The organism is Psychrobacter sp. T6-5 (assembly GCF_052258485.2).
In the GTDB taxonomy this organism is placed as follows: Bacteria; Pseudomonadota; Gammaproteobacteria; order Pseudomonadales; family Moraxellaceae; genus Psychrobacter.
Map to the genome: position 1 here is coordinate 1,399,564 of NZ_JBQQEY020000001.1, position 25,740 is coordinate 1,425,303.

General features: G+C 44.1%; 21 protein-coding genes and 1 tRNA gene. 16 read left to right on the forward strand and 6 right to left on the reverse strand.

The window, feature by feature from the left end:
• The first annotated feature begins 199 nt into the window (after positions 1 to 199).
• The 6 genes from ACTXGK_RS20705 to arfB all read left to right on the forward strand — a co-directional run bounded on the left by ACTXGK_RS20705 (position 200) and on the right by arfB (position 6,195).
• Positions 200 to 2,005: an acyl-CoA dehydrogenase family protein gene (locus ACTXGK_RS20705; protein ID WP_443516785.1), complete on the forward strand. Its 1,806-nt coding sequence runs from the start codon at positions 200 to 202 to the stop codon at positions 2,003 to 2,005.
• Positions 2,006 to 2,027: 22 nt separating this feature from the next.
• Positions 2,028 to 3,035, forward strand: coding sequence for an NADP-dependent oxidoreductase (locus ACTXGK_RS20710; protein ID WP_443516787.1), 1,008 nt, complete (start codon positions 2,028 to 2,030; stop codon positions 3,033 to 3,035).
• 3 nt (positions 3,036 to 3,038) lie between these two features.
• Positions 3,039 to 3,821: an SDR family NAD(P)-dependent oxidoreductase gene (locus ACTXGK_RS20715; RefSeq protein WP_443516789.1), complete on the forward strand. Its 783-nt coding sequence runs from the start codon at positions 3,039 to 3,041 to the stop codon at positions 3,819 to 3,821.
• A gap of 51 nt (positions 3,822 to 3,872) precedes the next feature.
• Positions 3,873 to 4,634, forward strand: a complete 762-nt coding sequence (locus tag ACTXGK_RS20720; protein WP_286708012.1) for an SDR family oxidoreductase — start codon at positions 3,873 to 3,875, stop codon at positions 4,632 to 4,634.
• A 216-nt stretch (positions 4,635 to 4,850) separates the two neighbouring features.
• Positions 4,851 to 5,705 carry an HpcH/HpaI aldolase/citrate lyase family protein gene (locus ACTXGK_RS20725; protein WP_443516791.1) on the forward strand — a complete coding sequence of 285 codons (855 nt, stop codon included), beginning with the start codon at positions 4,851 to 4,853 and terminating at the stop codon, positions 5,703 to 5,705.
• Positions 5,706 to 5,781: 76 nt separating this feature from the next.
• Complete coding sequence (gene arfB / locus ACTXGK_RS20730) at positions 5,782 to 6,195, forward strand: alternative ribosome rescue aminoacyl-tRNA hydrolase ArfB (RefSeq protein ID WP_443516792.1); 414 nt, start codon at positions 5,782 to 5,784, stop codon at positions 6,193 to 6,195.
• A gap of 151 nt (positions 6,196 to 6,346) precedes the next feature.
• Here arfB and ACTXGK_RS20735 read toward each other — a convergent pair whose 3' ends face one another.
• Together ACTXGK_RS20735 and ACTXGK_RS20740 are read right to left on the reverse strand one after the other, a co-directional pair.
• Positions 6,347 to 8,215 (reverse strand): autotransporter domain-containing protein, encoded by a 1,869-nt coding sequence (locus ACTXGK_RS20735; protein WP_443516794.1) that lies wholly within the window; start codon positions 8,213 to 8,215, stop codon positions 6,347 to 6,349.
• Between the two features lie 237 nt (positions 8,216 to 8,452).
• Positions 8,453 to 9,652, reverse strand: coding sequence for a sugar transporter (locus ACTXGK_RS20740; protein ID WP_443516796.1), 1,200 nt, complete (start codon positions 9,650 to 9,652; stop codon positions 8,453 to 8,455).
• A 537-nt stretch (positions 9,653 to 10,189) separates the two neighbouring features.
• On the opposite strand from ACTXGK_RS20740, the gene ACTXGK_RS20745 reads away from it, so the two are divergent.
• Positions 10,190 to 10,825 carry a hypothetical protein gene (locus ACTXGK_RS20745; protein ID WP_443516798.1) on the forward strand — a complete coding sequence of 212 codons (636 nt, stop codon included), beginning with the start codon at positions 10,190 to 10,192 and terminating at the stop codon, positions 10,823 to 10,825.
• Positions 10,826 to 11,019: 194 nt separating this feature from the next.
• On the opposite strand, the gene ACTXGK_RS20750 is transcribed toward ACTXGK_RS20745, so the two are convergent.
• On the reverse strand, positions 11,020 to 11,658 hold the full coding sequence (locus tag ACTXGK_RS20750) for a TetR/AcrR family transcriptional regulator (protein ID WP_443516799.1): 639 nt from the start codon (positions 11,656 to 11,658) through the stop codon (positions 11,020 to 11,022).
• A gap of 379 nt (positions 11,659 to 12,037) precedes the next feature.
• On the opposite strand from ACTXGK_RS20750, the gene ACTXGK_RS20755 reads away from it, so the two are divergent.
• From ACTXGK_RS20755 to ACTXGK_RS20780, 6 genes are all read left to right on the forward strand, one after another.
• Positions 12,038 to 13,189 (forward strand): acyl-CoA dehydrogenase family protein, encoded by a 1,152-nt coding sequence (locus ACTXGK_RS20755; RefSeq protein WP_443516801.1) that lies wholly within the window; start codon positions 12,038 to 12,040, stop codon positions 13,187 to 13,189.
• A 62-nt stretch (positions 13,190 to 13,251) separates the two neighbouring features.
• Complete coding sequence (locus ACTXGK_RS20760; RefSeq protein WP_443516803.1) at positions 13,252 to 14,460, forward strand: acetyl-CoA C-acetyltransferase; 1,209 nt, start codon at positions 13,252 to 13,254, stop codon at positions 14,458 to 14,460.
• Positions 14,461 to 14,532: 72 nt separating this feature from the next.
• The gene (locus tag ACTXGK_RS20765; RefSeq protein WP_443516805.1) at positions 14,533 to 16,722 is read left to right on the forward strand and encodes a 3-hydroxyacyl-CoA dehydrogenase NAD-binding domain-containing protein; all 2,190 of its coding nucleotides are present in this window, start codon (positions 14,533 to 14,535) and stop codon (positions 16,720 to 16,722) included.
• Positions 16,715 to 17,854, forward strand: coding sequence for a CaiB/BaiF CoA transferase family protein (locus ACTXGK_RS20770; RefSeq protein ID WP_443516807.1), 1,140 nt, complete (start codon positions 16,715 to 16,717; stop codon positions 17,852 to 17,854). Before ACTXGK_RS20765 ends, ACTXGK_RS20770 begins: the two co-directional genes overlap by 8 nt.
• A gap of 228 nt (positions 17,855 to 18,082) precedes the next feature.
• Positions 18,083 to 18,787: a hypothetical protein gene (locus ACTXGK_RS20775; protein WP_443516809.1), complete on the forward strand. Its 705-nt coding sequence runs from the start codon at positions 18,083 to 18,085 to the stop codon at positions 18,785 to 18,787.
• A 127-nt stretch (positions 18,788 to 18,914) separates the two neighbouring features.
• A complete protein-coding gene (locus ACTXGK_RS20780; protein ID WP_443516811.1) occupies positions 18,915 to 19,358 on the forward strand; it encodes an SRPBCC family protein in 444 nt (147 codons plus the stop codon).
• A 75-nt stretch (positions 19,359 to 19,433) separates the two neighbouring features.
• Here ACTXGK_RS20780 and ACTXGK_RS20785 read toward each other — a convergent pair whose 3' ends face one another.
• On the reverse strand, positions 19,434 to 19,745 hold the full coding sequence (locus ACTXGK_RS20785) for a DUF1244 domain-containing protein (RefSeq protein ID WP_201602008.1): 312 nt from the start codon (positions 19,743 to 19,745) through the stop codon (positions 19,434 to 19,436).
• A gap of 343 nt (positions 19,746 to 20,088) precedes the next feature.
• Positions 20,089 to 20,163, reverse strand: a tRNA-Gly gene (locus ACTXGK_RS20790).
• A gap of 253 nt (positions 20,164 to 20,416) precedes the next feature.
• On the opposite strand from ACTXGK_RS20790, the gene ACTXGK_RS20795 reads away from it, so the two are divergent.
• From ACTXGK_RS20795 to ACTXGK_RS20805, 3 genes are all read left to right on the forward strand, one after another.
• Positions 20,417 to 22,087, forward strand: coding sequence for an alpha-keto acid decarboxylase family protein (locus ACTXGK_RS20795; protein ID WP_443516813.1), 1,671 nt, complete (start codon positions 20,417 to 20,419; stop codon positions 22,085 to 22,087).
• Between the two features lie 191 nt (positions 22,088 to 22,278).
• Positions 22,279 to 22,614, forward strand: coding sequence for a GlpM family protein (locus ACTXGK_RS20800; protein WP_443516815.1), 336 nt, complete (start codon positions 22,279 to 22,281; stop codon positions 22,612 to 22,614).
• A 304-nt stretch (positions 22,615 to 22,918) separates the two neighbouring features.
• Positions 22,919 to 24,712, forward strand: coding sequence for a potassium/proton antiporter (locus ACTXGK_RS20805; protein WP_443516817.1), 1,794 nt, complete (start codon positions 22,919 to 22,921; stop codon positions 24,710 to 24,712).
• Positions 24,713 to 24,726: 14 nt separating this feature from the next.
• On the opposite strand, the gene ACTXGK_RS20810 is transcribed toward ACTXGK_RS20805, so the two are convergent.
• Positions 24,727 to 25,629, reverse strand: a complete 903-nt coding sequence (locus tag ACTXGK_RS20810; protein WP_227675835.1) for a LysR family transcriptional regulator — start codon at positions 25,627 to 25,629, stop codon at positions 24,727 to 24,729.
• Positions 25,630 to 25,740: the final 111 nt, after the last annotated feature.

Below are 25,740 nucleotides of genomic sequence, written 5' to 3' on the forward strand. Positions count from 1 at the left end.
CATTTGACCATGATTATGTCATAAATGACAATACGGCAAAGCGCTAAATTAGCTTAATATCAATTGATAAGCATTTATGACCTTTGTTTTGCCTTCTCAATGATGCAGTAAATAGAAGAGATAACGCCATTACAGATGGCAGTAAGATAAACGGATTTTCATGATTGACGATATTTGAACTTTACTAAAAGAGACGACTATGGCAGCAGATACCCTTATCAACGACTTTGAGTTACCGTTCCAGCTGTACGATGTATTAGGAACAGAAACCCTCACCGAGCACTCGAAATTTTCAGAGCATAGCCGTGAGACCTTTGATGCGGTATTAGATACGGCAAATAAGATCGCGACGGATTTATTTTTGCCGCACAATCATCTGGCAGATAAGAACGAACCGCAGTTCGATGGTAAAAAAGTCAGCATGATAAGCGATGTCAAAGTCGCTTTTGATGCATTTCGCGAGTCGGGCTTTATTGCAGGTCGTTACAGTTTTGAAGACGGCGGCATGCAGCTACCTGAAACGGTGATGACAGCCGTGGCAGGCTACTTTATGGCTGCGAACCCATCAACGACGGCCTATCCATTTTTGACTACCGCAGCCATCAATGTTATTTCTCATTTTGCCAGCGAGGATATCAAAGCGGCGTTTATGCCGCGCATGCTGACAGGCGAGTTCACTGGAACCATGGCGCTGACAGAGCCGCACGCGGGCTCGTCACTTGCCGATATCAAAACCACCGCGGTCAAACAAGACGATGGCTCCTATCGTGTCAAAGGCAGCAAGATTTATATCTCAGCAGGGGATCATGAACTGTCTGACAATATCGTGCATTTGGTATTGGCCAAAATTCCCGGTGGTCCTAGTGGGGTAAAAGGCATCTCTTTATTTGCCGTACCTAAGTACCGCTTGAACGATGATATGTCTGTAGGCGAGCGCAATGACGTGCATCTGACAGGTCTGATTCACAAACTTGGTTATAGAGGAGCGACCTCGACGGCATTGAGCTTCGGTGATGAAGGTGAGTGCCACGGTTATCTAATCGGTGATGAGCATTTTGGTCTGCGTTATATGTTCAAAATGATGAACGAAGCGCGTATTGCAGTTGGATTTGGTGCGGCGATGATTGGTTATCGCGGTTATCAGTATTCGCTCGATTATGCCAAAGACAGAACGCAGGGGCGCATCGCACCGAACAACAAACCTGAAGACGATGCTACTGCTATTATCCAGCATGGTGATGTAAAACGTATGCTGTTGGCACAAAAAGCCTATTCTGAAGGTGGTATCTCATTGTGCTTATACGGCTCAAACCTAATTGACCGTATCAATACTTGCGAAGACGACACCCTAAAGAATGAGCTAACCGAATTGTTAGATCTGCTCACGCCCGTACTAAAAGCATGGCCATCTGAATATGGGCCAAAAGCCAATGATTTAGGTATTCAAGTATTGGGCGGCGCTGGTTATACGCGTGAATATCATGCCGAGCAGTTTTGGCGTGACAATCGTCTCAATCCTATTCACGAAGGGACTAACGGTGTACAGGCATTGGATTTGTCATTTCGTAAGTTGTGGCAAAAAGGCGGGCTTGGCATTCAGATTCTAAAACGTGAAATCATACAAGATTTAGAAAATATCACTACGCCTGAGACTGCAGCGCTGGCAGGAAAGTTAACACCTTATATGGGCCAGCTGCATGAAGTACTGGTGCATCTAGGCAAAGTGTTGCAGACAGAAGAGGCTATCACCCTTACTGGTAATGCCCAAGCGCTAATGAATATTTTTGCCTCAATTGTGCTTAGCTGGATTTGGATTCGCCAAGCCAGTAAAGCTGAGCAGCTATTAAGCATGACGCAAGATATTGAGCAACAAAACTTTTATAAAGGCAAGATACAAGCGGCGAAATACTTCATCGATTGGGAGCTACCATTAATCGATCGTGATATAGCCATTTTAAACAACACCAATTCTGTTTGCACTGATATGCAAGCGGACTGGTTTTAAGGACGACTCTAAGGAAAGAGTAATGACAACGATAAATAAACAGTGGCGACTAAAAGCAAGACCAGTGGGCGAACCAAGTGCTGAAACTTGGAATTATACTGAGACAGAAATACCGACTATTACCGATGGTCAATTACTGATTAGAATTGATTATATCTCTATCGATCCTGCGATGCGCGGCTGGCTAAACGATGCCAAGTCTTATATCGCACCAGTACAAATTGGTGACGTCATGCGCGCCGGTACGGTTGGCGAAGTGATTGAAAGTAAGCATGAGAAATTCGCCGTTGGGGATTATGTTGCAGGTCACGATGGCGTGCAGTCATATGCGGTCAGTGATGGCACAGGATTGCATAAAGTTGATCCAAATCTTGCACCGCTACCTTATTATTTAGGCGTCTTAGGAATGCCGGGCATGACAGGGTATTTTGGTCTGTTAAAAACAGGTCAACCAAAAGCAGGCGAGACCGTCGTGGTATCAGGCGCTGCGGGTGCCGTTGGTAGCTTGGTCGGTCAAATTGCCAAAATCAAAGGCTGCCACGTCGTTGGTATCGCAGGCGGTAGTGAGAAATGCAAATTCTTAGTCGATGAGCTTGGGTTTGATGCAACAATCGATTATAAAAACGAAAACGTCAAAAAAGCCCTGAAGCAAACTTGTCCAAATGGCGTTGATGTCTATTTTGATAATGTTGGCGGTGACATTTTAAATGACGTACTTACTCAAATAAACCTACATGCGCGTATCGTCATCTGCGGTGCGATCAGTCAATACAACAACACGGAAGCCGTCAAAGGCCCATCGAACTATTTATCGCTATTGGTCAATCGGGCTCGTATGGAAGGCATTGTGGTGTTCGATAATATCAAAGAATATCCAATCGCGATGAAAGAGATTGCTGGCTGGATCCAGTCAGGTGATATCAAAGTAAAAGATCATATCGTTGAGGGTATCGAGACGTTCCCTGACACGCTTATGATGCTCTTTAACGGTGAAAACTTCGGCAAACTAGTACTTAAGGTAGAGGGATAAATCATGACACTGAATACAAACGGAATTGCATCAGATGTAACGGGTAAGCGTATTTTGATCACTGGCGGGGCATCAGGTATTGGTGCCGCAAGCGCACTGCTATTGGCCAGTCGAGGTGCAAAAGTCGTCATTGGTGATATGGCCGAAGAAATGGGCGAAGCGGTTGCCAAACGAGGTCAAGATGCTGGCAATAGCATCACTTTTAGAAAGGTAGATGTGACCAGCGGTGATGAGGTACGTGCATTGTTTGATTTTGCAGTAGAAACGCTTGGTGGCTTAGATGTTGTGGTAAACAACGCAGGTATCGACCATAAACCTTCGCCTATGCATGAGCTAAGTGATGATGACTTTGACCGTAATATCGCTGTGAACCTAAAAGGGGTCTGGCACTGTATGCGTGCTGCTGTCAATTGTATGATACCGAATGGCGGTGGTCATGTGATTAACGTTGCGTCTATCGCAGGCCTGCGTTCCGCGCCAATGTTATCAGCTTACAGTGCCGCCAAACATGGGGTGATGGGGCTGACCAAATCTGCGGCCCATGAATATGCGCGCGCTAATATTCGTTTCAACGCGGTATGCCCAAGCTTTATTGATACGCCAATGGTACGCAATACGATGGCAATGATGAATGAACGCGCACAGCAAGCAACCGTTAAAGCCAGTCCACTGCGCCGTTTGGGAGAAGTGGATGAAGTTTCTGCCGCGATTGCATGGCTAGCTAGTGATGAGAGCAGCTTTATGAATGGTCATGCCTTTACTTTGGATGGTGGTATGTTGGCCTAATACTGACTTGTAAGCTTACGTATATAGTGTTTAAAAATATAAGGAATAACGATGAAGGATTTATTTGATTTAACCGGTAAAATTGCCCTAGTGACAGGTGCCAGTCGCGGTATTGGTGAGTCTATTGCCCGTTTGCTGGCCTCAAGAGGGGCGCATGTGATTGTCTCTAGCCGCAAAATCGATGCTTGCCAAGCAGTAGCAGATAGCATCAAAGCGGACGGTCATAAAGCCAGCGCCTTTGCTTGTCATGTGGGAGACATGGAGCAAATTGACGCGGTTTTTGAACACATTAAAAGTGAGTTTGGTCAAATTGATATCTTGGTCAATAATGCAGCAGCCAATCCGTATTACGGTCATATTTTAGATACAGACTTAGCCGCCTTTGATAAGACTGTTGAAGTAAACATTCGTGGTTACTTCTTTATGTCAACAGCCGCTGGCAAAATGATGAAAGAACAAGGCGGCGGTGTTATCTTAAATACTGCGTCGGTCAATGGATTAGTAGCAGGTGACAAGCAAGGTATTTACTCAATTACCAAAGCGGCGGTCATTAGTATGACCAAAGCCTTTGCTAAAGAATGTGGGCCACTGAATATCCGTGTCAACGCGCTATTGCCGGGCTTAACAGATACCAAGTTTGCCTCGGCGCTAACGACCAATGATAAAGTCTTGAAAATGGCGCTACACTCAATTCCGTTAGGGCGCGTGGCGGAGCCTGATGAAATGGCTGGTACGGTGCTGTATCTCGTGTCGGATGCATCAAGCTATACCACAGGCGCGACTATCGTTGTAGATGGTGGCATGTTGGCTTAATCAGCAAGCTAAAAAACAATCTATAGAAAATGATTCGAAAAATAAAAGTGACTATCAAAACCGCATGAGATTACGTTTCGTGCGGTTTTTTTGACTTTATTCTTAATAAATCGCATAGCTATTCTGAGTACTTTGCCATTAAATGGGCTACTAGTGCGAAGCAAAAATAGGCGGCACCGTGGCATAATAAGTCCAAATAATTAAAAGGAGTGAATCATGGAGTCATTGACCACTAATAAAATTAATGCCATTTCGCACAATAAGACATGGCTGTTTGTACCTGCAACTAGAGTCGATAGGATAGAAAAAGCCTTTGCCAGTGGTGCAGATGCCGTCATCGTAGATTTGGAAGATGCCGTTGCCAAACAAGACAAAGCGGAGGCTCGAGACGCGTTAAAAAACTACTATGATGATCAGAATGAAAAACAAACTTATGAGCCCATTTGGTTACGCATCAATAAAGCTAGTAGTGAGGAGTTTTTCAAAGACATCGTACTCTGTCAGAGAATGCCTAACTTGGCGGGCGTGTTATTGGCTAAGGCTGAGCGCTCCGAAGATATCGATAGCATACACCAGCTGACAGGTCTACCTGTAATCGCTTTGATAGAGAGTGCTATTGGATTGCACCAAATCGATAGCATGGCAAAAGCAGTAGGCTTGGTCGCGTTTAGCTATGGATTTTTGGATCTATGTAATGATCTGCAAGTACAAGTAGGAACGCCATCAGCGGAAATAGTTGCCAATCAGATTCGCTATCAGCTAATCTTGACCTCAAAAGTACACCAGTTATCGCCGCCAATCGATACCATTTATCCTGATTTCAAAGATGGAGTAGGGTTAAGTAATCGAGTAAATTTGTGGTCACAGATGGGTATTGCTGGGATGTTATGCATTCATCCCAAGCAAGTAGAGATCGTTCATCAAGCCTTGAAGCCAACAGACCGTGAGCTTGCGTTTGCAACGCGGGTGATAGAAGCGTATGAGCGAAGCGGGCAGGCAGTATTTGAAATAGATGGCGAGATGGTCGATGCGCCAGTGATTACGCGCAGTCGTCAACTATTGGACAGGTAGCGGTTATTAACAAAGTAGCAGACAAATCTATAATGCTTTATCATGAGCCATAGCTACTCGTATATAAAAGCACATTATGATTTTTATCAATAACCGTATTAGCCTCGATGATAATGAGGTAGAGATTAGTGCCATGCGTGCGCAAGGCGCAGGCGGACAGAATGTCAATAAAGTGTCCTCTGCCATCCATCTACGCTTTAATATTCACACCTCAAGTTTGAGCGATGAGTACAAACAGCGTTTGCTAGACAGTAAAGACAGCCGTATCACCAAAGAAGGCGTGCTCATTATTAAAGCACAGCAGTTTCGTACGCAAGAGCGCAATAAAATAGATGCGTTTGAAAGGCTACAAAGCTTTATTATAAAAGCCACTCATGTCAACAAAACCAGACGGCCCACCAAACCAAGTCGGAATGCCAAACGCAAACGGGTAGATCAAAAAACTCAGCGCGGTAAGACCAAAGCCTTACGCGGTAAAGTGGATTTTTAGAGAGTTTGTGATACTAGCTTTTGTCATTGAGAGGTTTTGCGACAGAACAGCTATAGAGCAAAAGCCATCGTAGGTTATGGCGGTTTTTGAATTTATAGTGGTATAGGCGAGAAATTACCACCTATACCATCATGCTAGATTAAATAATTATTTAGAATGCGCCATTAAGTCCAATAAATAGGCTGGTTGAGTCGTCGTCATCACCTTGTGAATGTGTGACACCAGCATTAGCGTTCAATAGACCAAAGCTTCTAGACACTCCAAGTGTCATGGCAACGTTATCATCATCAGTTTCGATCATAGGTGTCTCAAAACTAATGTTAGATAGCGTATTCAAGCTTGCTGTTACCGCTTCACGATTGTCACTCAGCTGCTTTTGATAATGAATATCACCAAATAAGTTGAGGTTCTCCATCAAGGTATGATTGGCTTTGAGACCAATCTTGCCGTATGTCGTAGAGTACTTCTGCTCATCGAACTGCATGGCAACGCCAGACATCTCTTTTTCTTTGAGGCCGTCAATTTTTACGCGGCTCGCCGTTGCACCGATATAAGGTGTGACGGCAATATTACTTACCTGCAATGGGTAGCCTGCCTGCAGATTGGCATAATAACGTTTACCATCAGCATTTGACTTGAACTGTTGTTGGTTGCTACCAAGTGTGACAGCACGTGTGACATCGACATCCATGTTGCCAAATCCTGCAGCACCATTTATCTGTAAACCACCAAACTTGTTGCTATGATAGACACCAAAACCAACTTCTCCCAGATCAATATCACTTAAACCTGTGCCGACATCTGAGTTTTCAAAGTCTTTTTGGGTGATGTTACCGTATAAGCCTGTCACTGCATTGGCTGAATTAGGATGAGCAAAATCTACACCAAGTAATACTTGGGTATTATTATCACCATCAAACCCTGCAATATTTTGATTGGCGACTTCACCAACAGCCCATAGTGTACGAGCAGGTTTTTGCTCACTGCTTTGGATTTGGTTGACGTGTGACTGTAAGCGCTCATTGGTTGCAAGTCCGGTTGTTGTTGCAATATGAGGTAGTACACCGATTAGGCTGGGGGCAGTGACAACAGCATTTGCATAGTCGGCGATCAGTTGGTGGGTAGCACCTGTTGGATGAATGCTATCAGCGAAAAAGTAGTTTTCGTTGGCATCTGTTTCTACAAGAGTGTTGCGTCCACAAGTTAGAGAGCTATTGTTGTCACCACAAGCTTCATCGGTGACATTAGTGAAACCATACTGAGCAGGAGACGCAATGATTTCTTGTGTTAAGCTAAACATATCTAGCGGTATGATATTTGCCCCAGTATTTGCTGCAGCACTAAGCATAAATTGATTATATAGACTAGTAGCGCCAGTACTTTGCGCTTGTGCTACAGGCCCTTGATCAATAGCTCTAGGGGTTAGACCGATATCAGGAATATTAGGTACTAAAATGTAGTTTGCGCCGTTTTCTTTCAATGTATTAATTGTTTCGGCCTGGCTCGCTACTGCGCCAAGTATCGTAGCTTGGGCATTAGCAGGATTTTCAGCCGCCGCAAGCAAGTCATTTGCACCTGCCCACACGACATAAAGTCCATTAGGATCTACTTGATTATTATCAATATAATTATTAACTTGGCTATTGGCAGAAGCCACTGGAATACCAAAAGCAGTGACATCTACGCCTGCTCTTGCACCACCAATTGCATAATTATTACCCGTCTGACTACCATCATAAGTATTGGCGACAGCAGTAGTACCTAGTTGTTCAGCAAATGATGTTGCCCATGTATTATCAGGGTTAGTAGTAAATTGACCTGACTCTTCAAGCCCAAACGCACCTTGAGTGAGGGGGCTAAAATATCCGCCATCCGTTAAACTGTCGCCAAAAAAGGTGACACTGTCATAAGCATTTGCGTGAGAAATACCAGCTACAGATAGGCTGATGGCAAGCATGCTTTTAGTGAAAGTTTTGAGATTAGTATGACCAACTATGGAGCGAGCGGTATTACGAGGCATAGCGACTTCCTTGTCATTAATGTAATAGATTGTCAATCGAGTGTAACTATTTTTTAGAAGGCTAGCAATCATTTTGATTACAACATCAAAAGAATATTGTCTTATTTTTACAACTTTTGTATCCTTAAAAGAAATCTAGCAAGCCTTGCAAGGCTGTACTATTACCTAACCATTTTATTACATACATCACTACTTTTAATCATTCACAAAGCATCGGTATCAATAGATAGATTACACTTAGCCAAGTCGCCGACTCAACTCAGGGAAGCGTTTTATCATAAATAACATTAGGAGCAGAGCGATACTCGCAATAGCCGCGCCGACATAACCCACGCTTGATATCGAGATATGCGTCACTGCATAGCCACCAAATAGCGCACCTGTACCAATACCTAAATTGATAATACCTGAGAACATCGACATCAGCATATCTTGTGCATTGACATCGACCATGATGACTTTTGCCTGCATCGAGATAATCAGCAGCATGAGTGCCGCGCCCCAAAGCAGTGCACTAACACTAAGCGCCCATACAGACGTCACGACAAACAGCAATGTCAGCATAGAGACGAGTATTAATATCGTAGATATCAGCATCAATTGGGTGTTATATCTATCACCCCAACGACTGAATATCACACTGCCCACAATGCCTGCCGCCCCAAACAGTAGTAGCACAAAAGTAGCCGCGTTTTCGCTGATGTTGCCGACCTGACGCATAAAGGGTTCTATATAAGAGTACGCCGTATAGTGTGCGGTAAAGACGAGCAAGATAAGCAAATATAGACAAACCAGTAAGGGGTTTTTGAGGAGTTCTGGAATCTTTCTAAAAGATCCCTCAAACATGCTGGGTAGCGTGGGCAACAGTCTTGCTTGGAGTATGAATACCACCAGTGCAATGATACCAATGCCGCCAAATGTCGCGCGCCAACCAAACCACTGACCAACCAACCGTCCTAATGGCACACCTAATACCATCGCAAGCGACGTCCCAGTCGCGAGCACACTCAGCGCCATGGCTTTCTTGCCTTCGGGTGCCACACGTATGGCGATTGCTGCTGTGATGGACCAAAATATCGCATGCGACAGCGCAATCCCAACTCGGCTAATGAGCAGTACGTCAAAACTCCATGCAAATACAGATAGTATATGACTGGCGATAAAGACGGCAAACAGCCCTAATAACAACCGTTTGCGCTCAAATCGACTGGTCAATAGCATCAGTGGTAATGACATGGCGGCGACAATCCAAGCATAAAGCGTCAACATCCAGCCTGTCTCTGCCGTCGTGATAGAGAAATCTTGGGCGATGTCGCTGAGCAGTGCCACAGGGACAAATTCTGTGGTGTTCATAATAAAGGCACTAACGCCCATCAAAAATACTTGAAAATACTGAGTTCGGCGAGCGTTTGCGCTCGTCTCAATGTTATGTGTCATAAAATCCAATACAAAGCAGGTGCTAATATGGCGGGTGATAAGTCGAAGTGGGGCAGGTATTCTTGGAATACAAGCGTCGCGAAGCAAGATAGCAAGCCGAAGTCGATTGTAAAAGATGTTTTTTGATAAGGATTGTTAACCCAAAGCTCAACATGAGAGGCTTAGAAAAAGAGATGCAATGAAAAATACGGGATAAATAAAGAAAATTAACCTTCAATATGAGGTGCTTTTAATTTAAAAACCTAATCGTTTACTGTTGAAAAATAAGTAAACATATCGGTATTTATTTTCTGCTGTCTGTTGTGCTATCATCATTGAACGAACTATCGTGGGTTTAACAGTTTTGTTATTGCCGTCCGTGACGACCGTCTCATGGCAGCATGACAAACCTTGCAACTTCCAGCACGATATAAAATAACCTTGGTAAAGCGCATGAGCCTGTACTCCGACAACCTCATTTGTGCCTGATTTTTTGCCTATTTGGGCGTATATCAACCTTTTTCGTCGGAGTTATAGGAGTCTAAGGTGTTCAATATCATGAGCCACATTGCCAACCAATCTCAATATACCCGTCGTTATCACCCACGCCATCTCTTAGCACAATATGCAATCAATCAGATAGCCACACTTGAGCTACGTTCGCAAGATATTGTCAGAGCCATGGGTTATCCTATCAAGCATACCATTCCTGCCTGTGATCGCCTGCGCCATGTACTGTCGCATAGGTATCTTGGACTTGATAGCAGCTATATGGACAAATACTTTACCGCTGATGAGTTTTTGGTAAAACTATTTGCCGTGCTTGAGATACCGTATCAGCCATTCGCAGAAGATATTGTGCAGATTAAATATGACTTGGCAAATTATTCTAATACGTTACCCAGATATAGCTTAAGAGCGGAAGTAGACTTTACATTTACCAGTGCTGATAATTGGATGTCTCGTGGCGCGGCTTCACGTTTTGCGCAAGTACATCTGCCTAGCGGTTTTGCCAAATTAGATGACGCTGCACGTAATTCAGCGATTGAAGAGTGTATCTGCGAGCACTATCAGCAGTATGAGAGCCATTTGCCATATGATGGGGTTATCAATAGCTATCAGCTGACTATCGAAAAAGCCAATCATAGGGTCGACCATATAGAGTACGAATTGCCAAAATCTAGCAGCATCTAAAATACTGTGAATATACGAGTAGCTTAACTGATTAGTTATATTGACTGAATAATCATATTAATTTTAAAAGACAGATAGTTTTAAAAGACATAAAAAAGCCTCACTCTATCGTGGGGCTTTTTGGTTTTTGTGATTATTGTTCGTGTGCTAAGTGCTAAGTGCTGAGGCACAAGAGTCGTCATATAAGTATCATACTAAGCATCAGGTTTAGAGATAGCACGCCACAAAATGGTGAATAGTGCATCAAACTCTGCATTTATCGGTGTTTCTGTTTGGCGAATGGTATGCATCAATCCAAGCCGACTGATAAACCCCATAAACACATCGAAGAGTATGTGCAGTGGAACAGTATCATTGAGCACACCGCGATTTTGCCCATCTTCTAATACCGCTAAAAATGCGCCAATTAACTCTTTGTTTTCATAGATTGCGATATTACGTATACGCGAGGCCGAGACCGAAGACAGCACCATCACCGCATCTGGGTGCGAGTCTACAAAATCAAAGCAGACCCACAACGTCTTTCGCAGACGATCTTGGACGCTATCAATACCCTGTAAATGATCCATAATTCGAGCGGCTAATCTGCCGAGCACGATATCCATAATGGTATAAAACAGCGTTTGCTTATCTCCAAAATACTTGTAAAGCGTTTGCAATGAGACATTTGCAGATTTTGCAATCTGCGCCATCGTCACCTCATTCGCATCAAGTCCTGCAAAGACTTTACGAACGGCCTGTTCAATTTTATCCAAAGTTGCGGGCCGCATATCGGATAGGGGCGCTAAAGATCGAGTTTGCGTGAGGCTATCTGACTGATTAAAGGTTTTCATATTTATCGCTTTTTAAAGTATTGGCTATTTGATAAGTCTTACCAATTGAATAAATTGCTGACTAGTTCTCATTATTAAATTAATGAGTAATTTGAATTACCATTTTTATTTAATGGATTGCGAAGTGGTTTTTCGTAGCCTAGTATAAGACTCATATATTAATAAATACAAAGAATTTATCGCATATTTATAACGGTAATATAAATTACCGTAGAATTTTTAAAACGACTTAGCTATAGTCAATTCAATATAATTTCGATACAAGGAAACCGAGTGCAAGTTATACATTAGTATGCTTAGCGAGGATGACGATGTAGCGGATTTATATAGGCTTGACTATATAGTTGTTATTCACTCCACCTTGTCAAGGATAGACATCATGAGTATCGAAAAATTCACCCCAAACTGGATGACCGAAGAGCATCAGATGGTGCACGACAGCGCCTTGAAAATGTTTCAATCTTGGGATCACAAAGATGAGCAGTGGCGCAAAAATGGCATGATCGATCGCGATGCTTGGGAAGAAGCAGGCGAGATGGGGTTTCTGTGTGCGGCGATACCAAGCGAGTATGGCGGCGGCGGTGGCGATTTTGGTCATGAAGCCGCGCTTATCTACGCACAGACTGAGGCCAATCAGTCAGGATTTGGCGGTATGGTGCATTCAGGTATTGTCGCGCCTTATATTTTAGCCCACGGTACTGAAGAACAAAAACAAGCGTGGCTACCAAAAATGGCAACGGGTGAATATATCGGCGCTATCGCCATGACCGAGCCTGGTACTGGATCTGACCTGCAGAACATCAAAACCTATGCAGTAAAAGATGGTGATAATTATATTATCAATGGCTCTAAGACTTTTATCACCAATGGTCAGCACGCCAATCTGATTTTATTAGCATGCAAAACAGACCGTGAACAAGGCGCGCAAGGCGTCTCACTTATCATCGTAGAAACGGACAAAGTAGAAGGGTTTGAGCGTGGACGTAACCTAGATAAGATTGGTCTGACCTCTCAGGATACCTCAGAGTTGTTCTTTAGCAATGTACGTGTGCCGCAAAAAAATCTATTGGGTACGATAGAAGGTATGGGCTTTATCCAAATGATGCAGGAGTTGCCGCGTGAGCGCTTAATCATTGCGCTATCAGGGGTTGGCTCAATGAAGCTTGCTATCAATCTAACGCTAGACTACGTAAAAGGCCGTGAAGCCTTTGGCAAACCTATTTGGAAATTTCAAAATACCCGCTTTAAGATGGCAGAATGCTATGCCGATTATCTTGCTGCCAGCACCATGTGTGATGCGGCAGTCGATGCGATGCTAGATGGCAAACTGTCTGTACCGCATGCCTCATTGATCAAATACTGGGTCACCGAAAAACAGTGCGAAGTCATCGATGAATGCGTGCAACTGTTTGGTGGCTATGGCTATATGACCGAGTATCCTATCGCCCGTCTATATGCCGATGCGCGCGTACAAAAAATCTATGGCGGCACCAATGAGATTATGAAAGAGCTGGCTTCACGCTTTATGTAGACGCTTATATTATAAGACTACGATACTTATTGTTTATTTAAAAAATAAAAAAAGGATTTTTTATGACTGAGACTGCATATATTTATGATGCTATCCGCACGCCACGTGGCAAAGGAAAAAAGGACGGTTCGTTGTATCAGGCATCACCGATTTGGCTAACGCGTACCTTATTAACAGAGATGGAGCAGCGCCACAACTTAGATACCAGTTTGGTTGACGATGTGGTGCTTGGTTGCGTGACGCCAGTCGGTGAGCAAGGCTCTGATATTGCGCGTATCGCTGTGATTGATGCTGGTTGGGCGCAAAGTGTGGCAGGTCTTACCTTGTCTCGTTTTTGTGCCTCTGGTTTGGAGTCTATCAACCTAGCAGCGGCCAAAGTCATGTCAGGTATGGAAGACATGGTAGTGGCAGGCGGTGTGGAGTCTATGAGCCGTGTGCCGATGGGCTCTGATGGTGGTGCTTGGTATATGGATCCGCGCGTCAATGAAGCGACGCATTTCGTACCGCAAGGCGTGGGTGCGGATACCATCGCAACGCTCAAAGGCTTTAGTCGTAGTGATGTTGATGCCTTTGCCACCGAGTCTCATCGCCGCGCTGCACAGGCTTGGGAGAAGGGCCGTTACGACAAGTCTGTCGTCCCTGTCACCGATATCAATGGCATGATGCTGTTAGATAAGGATGAAACCATCCGTCCTAATACCAATGTCGAAACCTTAGCGGGTCTTAAACCGTCTTTTATTATGCCGGGAAAAATGGGCTTTGATAGTGTGATATTAGACCGATATACCACGATCGAAAGCGTCAATCACGTGCATCATGCGGGTAACTCTTCAGGCATCGTTGATGGTGCGGCAATTTGTTTGGTTGGTAGCGCGGCGGCTGGGCAAAAAGCAGGGCTAAAACCACGCGCCAAAATCACAATGGCCTCAGTCATTGGCTCAGAGCCAGCCATCATGCTGACAGGCCCGACACCAGCTTGCCAAAAAGCCCTCGATAAAGCAGGCATGCAAGCCTCTGATATAGATCTTTGGGAAATCAACGAGGCCTTCGCTGCTGTGCCGATGAATACCGCTGATGATTTTGGCATCTCGCTTGATATCGTCAATGTCAACGGTGGCGCAATCGCTATGGGTCATCCGCTTGGCGCAACTGGCGCGATGCTCATGACGACCGTCCTTGATGAGCTAGAACGACGCGATCTACAGACCGCGATGGTCACGCTATGTGTGGGCGGTGGTATGGGCATTGCGACGATTATCGAGCGTGTTTAACTTTTATCTAAAATAGACTGAAAACCAATTAGACTAAAACGCAATATATAAAGAATCATTTAAGGGATAAAAATGATGATAAATAACCAGACAGCAGATAGCGTAACAGCAATTAACGCACTAGAAAATTTCTCTGCTCAGCGTGATGACGATGGTATCGTCACTGTCACGATTGACCAAAGCAAACGCAAAATGAATGTCATTGGTGATGGCTTTACGGAGTCGTTCGCCACGATAGTCAATAGTTTCATCAATGATGACGCAGCCACAGGCTTGATTCTCACATCGGCCAAAGAATCCTTTGTGGTTGGCGCAGATATCGATCAATTGAACCAGATAAAGACAGCCGAGCAAGCATTTACATTGACTGAAAAATTAAAAGGTAGTTTGCGTAAACTTGAGACCTCAGGTAAACCTGTGGTTGTTGCTATGACAGGAACCGCACTGGGTGGTGGTTTAGAGCTGGCGCTAGCATGTCATTATCGTATTGCCATTGACACGCCTAAGACCAAGCTTGGTTTGCCTGAGGTAAAATTAGGCTTGTTACCTGGTGGCGGCGGTACTCAGCGCTTACCGCGATTGGTCGGCATTCAGGTGGCGTTGGAGCTGATGACGCAAGGCAAGGAGCTTCGCGCAGCAGTTGCAAAAGACATTGGACTTATTGATGCAACGGCCACTGCTCAAGCGGATATGCTGAAGCAAGCAAAAGACTGGATTCAAAATAATCCAAGCGTGCAGCAGCCATGGGATAAGAAAGGCTTTAAAATCCCTGGCGGCGATAGTAAGCATCCAAAAGTAGTTCCTATATTCTCTATCGCCCCAGCCATGGCTAATCAAAAGTCACATGGCAACTATCCAGCGATTGCTCATATCATGTCTTGTGTGTTTGAAGGGTGCCTAGTAGACATCGATACGGGGCTTGAGATCGAGTCGCGTTATTTTGCCGCTTGCGTACTGTCCAATGAATCAAAGAATATGATTAACACCTTATGGACGCAGCTGAACAGCATCAAGAAAGGTCAGTCTCGCCCTCAAGGATTTGAGCAGACCCAAACCAAAAAAGTCGGTATTTTGGGCGCTGGCATGATGGGCGCAGGTATTGCTTATGTCACTGCCAAAGCAGGTATAGAGGTCGTGCTGTTAGACACAGAGATTACCAATGCTGAAAAAGGCAAAGCGTACTCTACCAATATTTTGGATAAAGCCATCAGCCGAAAGCATGCTACCGAAGAGAAAAAACAAGCCCTCTTAACACGTATTACACCAACTGTTTCTTATGATGATTTGGCTGATTGTGATCTCATCATCGAAGCAGTATTTGAAAACCGAGAAATCAAAGCCAAATGTACCAAGCAGAGTGAAGTAGTGATTTCAAGTACGGCCGTCTATGCGTCCAATACCTCAACGCTACCGATTACTGGACTGGCAAAAGCCAGTACGCGACCAAACCAGTTTATCGGTCTGCATTTTTTCTCGCCAGTAGATAAAATGCCGCTCGTTGAGATTATCATGGGCGAGCAAACCGACGATGCAACATTGGCCAAAGCTTTCGACTATGTTATGCAAATAGGCAAAACGCCTATCGTCGTCAATGACAGTCATGGTTTTTATACTTCCAGAGTATTTGGCACCTATGTATCAGAGGGTATCGCGATGCTGGGCGAAGGTGTCCATCCGCGTAGCATCGAAGTTGCCGGACTAAAAACAGGTATGCCGATGCCGCCGCTAGCATTACAAGATGAAGTGTCGTTAAGCTTGGCGTTGCATGTCAGCGAGCAACAGCAGGTAGATATGGCAGCCGAAGGCAAGTCCGTTGCTGTGCGCCCTTCTTACGAGATACTAAAGACGCTGGTCAATGACCATGGGCGCGAAGGCAAGAAAAATGGCAAAGGCTTCTATGACTATCCAACAGAGGGTGATAAGCATCTATGGCCTGAGTTGATAAAATTATATCCGCCAAAATCAGAACAACCGTCGCAGCAAGATTTGATGGATCGGCTAATGTTTATTCAAGCCAATGAATCTGCTAAGTGCTATGAGGAGAATGTCGTACGCTCAGTTGCCGATACCAATATAGGTTCTATCTTTGGTTGGGGGTTCGCACCTCAGCATGGCGGTACGCTACAGTTTATCAATGCGATGGGCGTCAATGAATTCATCAAACGTAGTCGCGAGCTTGCGGCAACATACGGCGAACGGTTTGAGCCTGCTCAGATATTGCTAGACATGGCAGCCAAAGGCGAGGCGTTCTCTGATGACTGATGCGCATGTATCAAATCATGATCAAATTGCTGACTGTCTACAAGGATTACGAGTGATCGATTTGACTCGTAATCTACCTGGGCCTTTTGCTACGCGTTTGCTTGCAGATTTGGGTGCGGACGTCCTTAAAATCGAGCCCAAACAAGGCGATCCTGCTCGGGTATTTGGTGAGCTATTCGCAGCTTTAAACCACGGTAAAACGACCGAAAAGCATGACTTTCATGATCCCAAAGCAATTGAAGTTATAAAAGCACATCTTAAAGAAGCCGATGTGATGCTAGATAGCTTTCGCCCAGGTGTCTTGGCAGAAATGGGACTAGGTGCTAAGACCCTGCATGCCATCAACCCAAAGCTAGTAATGGTATCTATTACTGGTTATGGCGTAGCAGACAATTACGCAAAAGAAGGTGTCTACTTAGAAAGTGCTGAGTCAAAAAATAGCTCTCAAATAAATCATAATTGGTCTGATAAGGCTGGTCATGATATCAATTTCATGGCCATGAGCGGTGTACTTGATCAGTTAAAAACAGCTCAGGGTGAGCAGGCCATGCCCAATATCCAGTTTGCGGATTTGGCAGGTGGCAGTGACACAGCAGTGATAGCATTGTTTGCTGCTGTATTTGCCGCCCAGCATACGGGCAAGGGGCGACACATTGCTATTAGCATGACGCACAGTTTGTATAATCATATGATTATGCCAAAGGTCACAGGCAAACTGATTAATAGCCTTTCAGGAAATGGCTTAAACGACACTCTACTGCCGCAGCATGATTTTTTAGGCGGTGCATTGCCATGTTATCGACTGTACCAAACCGCTGACCAGCGCCATATGGCGGTTGGTTCGTTAGAGTTGAAATTTTGGCAAGGTCTATGTGAGGTATTGGAGTTGCCAGCGCTTAAAGACGTACATTGGCAGCTTGGCATCATGCCCAATAGGCCTGAGAGTCAAACAGCGACTAAAACAATGGCGGAAAAATTCGCCAGTCAAACGCTTGAGCATTGGCAAGGCGTATTTGCGGCAACCGATGTCTGTGTGACCCCTGTGCTGAATTTACAGGAAGCCAAGGCTCACCCTTTGTTTGCGCATCAAGATGAACATCAGGCAACCTCAGGATGGCAGCAAATTAGCTAGTCACTGGTATGGAGATACCTTTTTAGTCTGTGTTATTTAGACTGCTTGTTTAAACTAGAGTGATTGAACTTGTATATCTGTCTATCTAAAATTGCCTGAATAAGAGACAATATGTGCATAGAATCTAAAGTGCCGTGTTATTGAAAAAAGTATCATGTATAAAGGCTCTTAAAGATTGAGCCACACAGACATTTCACAAATTTAACTCAAGCAAAAAGGCCGTTTTGAATGACCAAACATAACCCGTATAATTTTTTACCTTTGCAGCCTACTGGCAGAAACGAGAACGACACTGCTAATACCTATGCGCCTGAAGATATGATTAAAATATATGAGCAGCAGTTTCTCATTCAAGTACCTGAAGAGGAGCTGACAGGGTTTTTGCCTGCCCTAAAAGCATTTTATGATATTGATAATCATACTTTAGATATCAGTGCCGTTATTTTTGATGCAATTGCAGACTCTGCTATCATTTATAATCACAAAATCAAAGTGGGCGGCTATCAGTTGCTAGGCGGATTGGTAGAGGAGGCGATTGAGTATGATGAAGATACTCAAAGTGACGACAGCACTGAAGGCGGAGAGATTCAGGCCTATACACTAGAGTGTCAGCGTACTTTTTTCATCAATGATGTAGAAATACCGTATCATTTTAATCTGTTCATTTATGGCGATGGCTATTCTACTTTGACCAAAAAAGAAACCGTGCTAGAAAAAATGTATTGGTTTGTCAGAGGCAGGTTTGAAGAAGAGTTGTTAGACGACTCCAAAGATAATGATAGCTTGGACTCAATCAATGAGCAGCTAGCCAGCTTGGGCATTGCGGCCATGGATCTAACGACTGTAGATGAGATCGTAAGTTATGTGGAAGGCAGCATCATAGACGATCCAATGGTGGACGAGCTGAATAAGCTATTGGATGATGTTGAATAGTATTAATGGTAAGCGTCTTTCAAAAGGACGAGCTTCTTCACGATCATAAGTTTTCAAAGTGTGACGGCTTTATTTATTTCTAAAATGGCACTAAGCGAAATAACTTTAATCCTAACGAGATCATATTATGTTCAAAATAAAAGTAGAACGCATTGTCAAAAAACCGATTGATGAGGTATTTGAAGCACTGAGCGACCATGCCAGTTATGGCTCATTTAAAGCGGTGGGAGTTGCTAAGTTAGTCGCTGAAGGTAATGAGGAGCGCAATGGTGTTGGCGCTTTACGTAGCATTCAAGCGGGACCTGTTAAGTTTTGGGAGCGGATTACAGCGTTTGAGCGTCCTACTCATATGCAATACCAAATCGAAAAAGCTAAACCTGTCAAAATGCGACATGATAAAGGTGTCATTGATTTAAAAGACTTGGGCGATGGCACCACACACGTGACTTGGATATCGGAGGGTCGATTGATTGTACCATTGCCATTAATTGGTCGCCTATTTGATCGTCAAATGCAGAAACAAGGAACCATAGGATTTAGTAGTATACTCAAATCTATAGAAAGCCACTAATCTAGCGGCAATACTGTCTTCTTCAATATAATTATATAATAGTGGCTCTTTTATTTGAGCCACTATTAGTTAGTCTTAATCCGTTTTGTTCTTGGCAGCTTCAATTTCGTTAAAACGTGCTAACTGCTCTGGTGTGGCTTTTTGCTGATACTTTTCTTTCCACTCAGCATAAGGCATACCATAAACAAGCTCGCGAGCATCCTCGTAGTCGATTTCAATACCACGTTCTTCACCAGCAGCTTTGTACCATTTAGACAAACAGTTACGACAAAAGTCAGCAAGGTTCATCAGCTCAATATTCTGTACATCTTTACGCTCGTCTAAATGAGCCAGTAAGCGACGAAATGCCGCCGCTTCTAATTCGATGTTTGATTCTAATTTTGCCATAATATTCTTCCTAATTGTCATTGAGCCATCTAAAACTTAATTAATACTAACCAGTAAACTTATTATAGTAGAGGTTCGCTAATTTAAAACCTTTTAATCATAATATTAAACCACGCTTCATTTCTATCTGCTCTAAAAATAGCTAGGTTGTGGTCAGATACGCATACGCAGTTTTAGGGCAGGGCACGGTTTGGGCACCAAATGGGCACCGCACCGGAAATGAGCTTTTTAATTGAGTAGTTAGACTTAACTATATTCAAAAAGATATTTCGAAATATCTTCTAAAGGCCTTAAAAATTAGACAAAAAAAAGCCTCACTGTTAAGTGAGGCTTTTTAAGTATTTGGAGCGGGAAAAGAGATTCGAACTCTCGACCCCAACCTTGGCAAGGTTATGCTCTACCACTGAGCTATTCCCGCTAATTATCAATTAACTATCGTCAGTTGATGAAGGCGTATTATACGCAGTTTTTTTTATGTGTCAACACCTATGACGAAAAAAGTTAAAGTTATTAAAATAGGCATGTCTTCTATCTACAAATGTATGTTATAACGGTTCATTATAATATGTATTCCAAAAGCTTTGCATACATAAATAAGCTGGGATGCACATTATGATTTAATCACATTCACAATTATCAACACTTACAAAGATAAGTTATAGGGATAAAAAATGAGTCAACAGTATACCATCGCTGATTATTTGTTTGATCGTGTCGCAGAAGCGGGTGCCTCTGAGATATTCGGCGTACCGGGCGATTTTAACTTAACTTTTTTGGACAATGTCCTCGCCTCTGATAAGCTGCGCTGGGTGGGTAACACCAATGAGCTAAATGCAGGCTATGCGGCCGACGGCTATGCACGCGAGCGTGGGTTTGCCGCTATGGTGACTACCTTTGGCGTAGGGGAGCTGTCAGCTATTAATGCGACAGCAGGTTCTTTTGCCGAGTACGCACCTGTATTGCATATCGTAGGTGCACCAAGCACAGCTTTGCAAGATTCAAAACGCCGTATTCATCATTCGCTTGGCGATGGCGTATTTAATCATTTTATTAAGATGGTTGAGCCTGTGACGGTAGCCCGTGCGCAGCTTACTCCTGAAAATGCTGCCTCAGAAATTGATAGAGTCATTCGTTTAATTCTCAAAAAGCATCGCCCAGGTTACCTATTGCTATCACCAGACGTCGCGCGTCAGCCTATTTATCCACCAACGACCAAGCTGATTGATAGCCAAGAGGATATCACCAGTCAAGCGGCACTAGCAGATTTCAAGCAAGCGCTCACCGAGTTCTTGCCAAACAAGACAACGACGCTGATGGCAGATTTGATGGTGCATCGTTTGGGGTTGCAGTCACAGCTCAAAGCACTGATTGCTGATACAGACATTCCTTATACCACGCTATCGTGGGGCAAGACACTGCTTGATGAAAACAGCGATCGCTGGGCCGGGACTTATGCAGGCGTTGCCTCGCGCCCTATTGTCAAAGATGCAGTAGAAAACTGCGAATGTCTGATCAAAGTAGGGGTGCAATATACGGACACCACTACCGCAGGATTTAGCCAAGATATTGACGAGAGTATAGTAGTAGACTTGCATTATGAGCGTGCTTCTATCAGTGGGAAGAACTTTGCGCCGCTTGCCTTGCAAGATGCGTTACAAGCCCTGCACGAAGTCATGACCTCTGGCATCAACATCGTACCAAAACCTTTCTGTGAGCCAGTCAAACCACATGAGCAGAAGGGCAAGGATGATGAGGCGATTCGCCAAGATGACCTATGGCATATCATTGCTGATTGCTTAGATCGTAATAACCTAGTGTTCTCTGAGCAAGGAACAGCATACTTTGGCATCAGTGATGTGCGTCTGCCAGAAGGGGTGACGTCATATGGGCAGCCAATGTGGGGATCAATCGGCTATACATTACCAGCTAGCTTAGGTGCAGCAGTTGCATCGCCAGATAAGCGCAGTGTTTTATTGATTGGTGATGGTTCAGCACTGCTCACTATCCAAGAGCTGGCGGTCATGATTCAAGAGCGTATCAATCCAGTCATCGTACTAATCAATAACGACGGCTATACAGTGGAGCGTGCGATTCATGGCGAAAACCAATACTACAACGATATCCCAAAATGCGATTGGCAGATCATGCCAAAAGCGTTTGGCGCAACCGAAGCGAATAGCTTACTACTCAAAGCAGAGACAGCAGGTGAGCTAAAAGCGGCTTTAAACAAAGCTGCCGCGACTACTGATAAGCTAGTAATGATCGAAGTCATCGCAGACAAGCATGATATCCCGCCATTGCTAGCAGATATTAGCGCAGCCCTAAAACCAAAGAAGGATTAAGTAACTCGCAAAAGCTTACATAATAAAAGTAACAGCCCCATTTAGCAACGTAGCTAAATGGGTTTTTTTGCGTTTTTTTATCACACGGGTCAATTAATCAGCGATGCCTCTTATGTCAATTTGTAGACTCTAGTATGATGGCTGATTGGGCTATGTTCAGCCCGTCATACTCAATAGGAGAGTGAACCATCATGATCTGGCTAAAAATGCTTATTGGCGCTTTGATGGTATTAGCGATTCAATTATTTGCACAAACGCGATTTTTTTATCTGGCGGCGCTTGCACCTCTTTTCCCTACGTTTACGCTCATCAGTCACTTCATTGTTGGTACTGAGCGCAGTCCTACTGATTTAAGGGTTGCCCTGATATTTAGCATGCTGGGTGTTATACCGCATTTGATTTATACCTTGGTGGTGTTTTTTAGCATCAGTTATATGAGCTTATATGAGGCACTGTTGTTAGGCGTTGTCGCTTGGACAGTAGCCGCCGCCATTTTGGTACTGACATGGCAATACATTCAAGCCTAAATACTGTCAAAAGTTAGGATAAAAAATGGCTAAATAAAGGTCATAAGTTCACAGATACTCACTGGTACATTTGATAACTTTTCTCGAAATTTTGTCTATAAATTTAGTCGCAGGTGTTACTCTTAATACCGATATAGAATCAGTGTAAATTGCTTTTATTAATAGCTCTGACAATCGTTGCTGATGAGAAACTCTCTGGCGTGATATCTAATAACAGTGAGATAACGGAAATATTTTCGCAATCAAGTACTATTATGCTTCATTCAATATTGATGCAATAACTATAAAAATAGGGCTTTAAAAAATGGATACCTTGAATATCCTATACCTCGTAGGGGCAGTACTCATTTTCGCCAGTATCATGGCGAGTACATTATCAGCGCGTTTGGGTGTGCCTTTGCTATTGCTGTTTTTGATCGTCGGTATGTTGGCAGGCGAGCAGGGCATCTTGGGTATTGAATTTTCTCAATATGGGCTGGCCAATTTTGTGGGTCAAGCAGCGCTGGCTTGTATCCTATTAGATGGTGGTTTACGCACGTCTTTTAAGTCGTTTCGGGTCGGTCTAAAACCTGCGATTACCTTGGCTACTTGGGGCGTACTGGTCACGGTTTTGGTGCTCGGGGTATTCGTTACTTGGTTGCTCGATGTCGACTGGCGTTTTGGCCTGTTGATGGCTGCGATTGTTGGCTCAACCGATGCGGCCGCCGTATTTTCTCTATTGCGTAATGGCGGGGTCAAGCTCAACGACCGCGTCCAAGCCACGCTTGAGTTAGAATCTGGTGCCAACGATCCCTTGGCTATTTTATTAGTAACAGGTCTGATTGCACTAAACGTCGACCCTGCTGGTCAGACAGCATTTGGCTTTTTGGTATTACTGTTCCAACAGCTCAGCTTTGGATTAGGGATGGGCTTACTCTTTGGTTATTTGTTATCTCGGCTATTGCCTAAGATACATCTGGCAGAGGGCATGTATGCCATTTTGATACTGTCGGCAGGCTTGGCTGTTTTTGCCGCAACCAACTTGGTTGGCGGTAGTGGGTTTTTGGCGGTGTATCTGACAGGGGTGCTAATAGGTAATCATAAAGTACGCTCAACCGAGCATGTCATGCGCGTGATGGACAGCTTCGCTTGGCTATCGCAAGCGATATTGTTTGTGGTGTTGGGGCTACTGGTCACGCCATCAAACGTTCTCAATGTCTGGTATTATTCGGTGGCGATAGCGGTCTTCATGATCTTTGTTGCCCGTCCTATCGCGGTCTATACCAGTGTCAAACCCTTTAAATTTAAAGACCGAGAGATTGGATTTATCTCTTGGGTTGGATTGCGCGGTGCAGTTCCTATCACCCTTGCCATTTTACCCGTGATGGCAGGAATTGATAACGCCTTTATGCTGTTTGATATTGCGTTTGGGGTTGTGGTCTTATCGCTGATACTGCAAGGCACGACCATTCCTACCATGGCGAATTTATTTAAGGTGCGTATTCCAACCAATAAAGATCCCAAAGAAGAACATGAGGTTTGGGTATCGGATAAGGCGAGTATTACCTTGTACGAGTTTGAGGCGCAATCAGGTGCATTTGCTATTGGCCGTCATCCTATGGGTATCTCTAAAGGTATCAGTCCTGACGAGATTAGTATATTTGCGCTGGTGCGGGGGCAACAAATCGTCGTCGTTGATGAAAATACGAAAATAAAATTTGGTGATAGCGTCTGGTACGCCATGCGAGGTAATCACGCCAGTAAAATTGCCAAGATTTTTAATGACACAACGTTAGATCGTAAGGCTATCGATGACTTTTATGGTGATTGGTTGCTATCACCCAGTGTCAAACTCGGCGATTTGCCATTTTTTACGGAAGTCATGGCATCCGAAACGTTAGTAAAAACCCTGAAGACGACAGACGAAGCTCACACAAAAAACATGTGGGAGCAGACGGTTGCTGAGTATGTGACATCACATTTAGGTACCGCACCCGTTTCAGGCGATACGGTTGTGGTGAACGATGAGTGGTCACTGGTCATCAAGGAAGTAGGCGAAAAAGGTAAGCTTAGAAGTATTGGTCTCAAGCATCAACAACCGTCTGTAGTAGTGCAGTGATATTCGTATTCTTTTTATAGCAAGTTCATCATCTTATTTAAAAAGTCAGCGGCTTGTTTGTGCTGATTTTCCCGATATGCCCAGTGGTGCTCGACGTCGTAGCTTGCTTCATTGGGCAAGAGTATTTTCATCAGTCCCATGCCTTCATAACGTCTCGCCAAATCACGCGGTAAGTACCCTACATGGTGGCCTGCAAGGATAAGCTGCGCGGTTGCCTCCATGTGATATGTGGTGGCGCTTAGGGTTTTTGGTCGGATATGATTGATATGATGCTCGACCACATAACCCCTTTTTATCCACGGATAATTCTGCTCTAAATCCTCAAAAGTCAATCCTTCTGAGTTATAAAATAGCTTATGCTCACGTCCGCAGCAGACCACTTGTTTTTCGACAAATGCTGGCTTAAAAGTGAGTAACGGCGGAAAACTACCAAAATAACCCACACCAATGTCACTCTCGTTACTTAAGAGCTTTTCTAGCATGCTCTCAGGGCTTTGCACATCGATAGAAAAGTGTATCAGTGGGTTTTCTCGGTAGCTGCTAGCGAGACGTTGTCTAAGCGCATCATAAAAAAACTTGGGCATCTGATCAATCAAGCAAAGCCTAATGTGTCCACCATGAACCGAGTCTAATTGCTTAATATAGTGCAGCTGATGCTGAAAGCTTGCGACCGATTCGGTAAAGCCCAGACATGCCTCATAGACAGCCGCGCCATCCTCTGTCAGCTTAAATCCTGCTCGACCGCGATGGCAGAGTGTCATGCCCAAGCGATCCTCTAGGTGAGTCAAATGTCCACTAATCACCGAGGTCGTGACATTCAAACGTGACTGAGCAGCAGTCACGCCTTGACACTCCACGATAGCCATAAAGCTACGTAGCGTTTTGATGTCTATTTTTATCAGCTCATCTAATATCACACCCGACTCCTTACTTTCGCATTAACGTACCATCGCAACAAATTACTTTATCCATTAAACCTACTTTATCGAATAGTAGTATTTTTCTTAAACTTCTGGTAATAACTGATA

Coding starts and splice junctions, on each gene's coding strand:
- ACTXGK_RS20705 (WP_443516785.1), top strand. CDS start 200: ATGGCAGCAGATACCCTTATCAACGACTTTGAGTTACCGTTCCAGCTG.
- ACTXGK_RS20710 (WP_443516787.1), top strand. CDS start 2,028: ATGACAACGATAAATAAACAGTGGCGACTAAAAGCAAGACCAGTGGGC.
- ACTXGK_RS20715 (WP_443516789.1), top strand. CDS start 3,039: ATGACACTGAATACAAACGGAATTGCATCAGATGTAACGGGTAAGCGT.
- ACTXGK_RS20720 (WP_286708012.1), top strand. CDS start 3,873: ATGAAGGATTTATTTGATTTAACCGGTAAAATTGCCCTAGTGACAGGT.
- ACTXGK_RS20725 (WP_443516791.1), top strand. CDS start 4,851: ATGGAGTCATTGACCACTAATAAAATTAATGCCATTTCGCACAATAAG.
- arfB (WP_443516792.1), top strand. CDS start 5,782: ATGATTTTTATCAATAACCGTATTAGCCTCGATGATAATGAGGTAGAG.
- ACTXGK_RS20735 (WP_443516794.1), bottom strand. CDS start 8,215: ATGCCTCGTAATACCGCTCGCTCCATAGTTGGTCATACTAATCTCAAA.
- ACTXGK_RS20740 (WP_443516796.1), bottom strand. CDS start 9,652: ATGACACATAACATTGAGACGAGCGCAAACGCTCGCCGAACTCAGTAT.
- ACTXGK_RS20745 (WP_443516798.1), top strand. CDS start 10,190: ATGAGCCACATTGCCAACCAATCTCAATATACCCGTCGTTATCACCCA.
- ACTXGK_RS20750 (WP_443516799.1), bottom strand. CDS start 11,658: ATGAAAACCTTTAATCAGTCAGATAGCCTCACGCAAACTCGATCTTTA.
- ACTXGK_RS20755 (WP_443516801.1), top strand. CDS start 12,038: ATGAGTATCGAAAAATTCACCCCAAACTGGATGACCGAAGAGCATCAG.
- ACTXGK_RS20760 (WP_443516803.1), top strand. CDS start 13,252: ATGACTGAGACTGCATATATTTATGATGCTATCCGCACGCCACGTGGC.
- ACTXGK_RS20765 (WP_443516805.1), top strand. CDS start 14,533: ATGATGATAAATAACCAGACAGCAGATAGCGTAACAGCAATTAACGCA.
- ACTXGK_RS20770 (WP_443516807.1), top strand. CDS start 16,715: ATGACTGATGCGCATGTATCAAATCATGATCAAATTGCTGACTGTCTA.
- ACTXGK_RS20775 (WP_443516809.1), top strand. CDS start 18,083: ATGACCAAACATAACCCGTATAATTTTTTACCTTTGCAGCCTACTGGC.
- ACTXGK_RS20780 (WP_443516811.1), top strand. CDS start 18,915: ATGTTCAAAATAAAAGTAGAACGCATTGTCAAAAAACCGATTGATGAG.
- ACTXGK_RS20785 (WP_201602008.1), bottom strand. CDS start 19,745: ATGGCAAAATTAGAATCAAACATCGAATTAGAAGCGGCGGCATTTCGT.
- ACTXGK_RS20795 (WP_443516813.1), top strand. CDS start 20,417: ATGAGTCAACAGTATACCATCGCTGATTATTTGTTTGATCGTGTCGCA.
- ACTXGK_RS20800 (WP_443516815.1), top strand. CDS start 22,279: ATGATCTGGCTAAAAATGCTTATTGGCGCTTTGATGGTATTAGCGATT.
- ACTXGK_RS20805 (WP_443516817.1), top strand. CDS start 22,919: ATGGATACCTTGAATATCCTATACCTCGTAGGGGCAGTACTCATTTTC.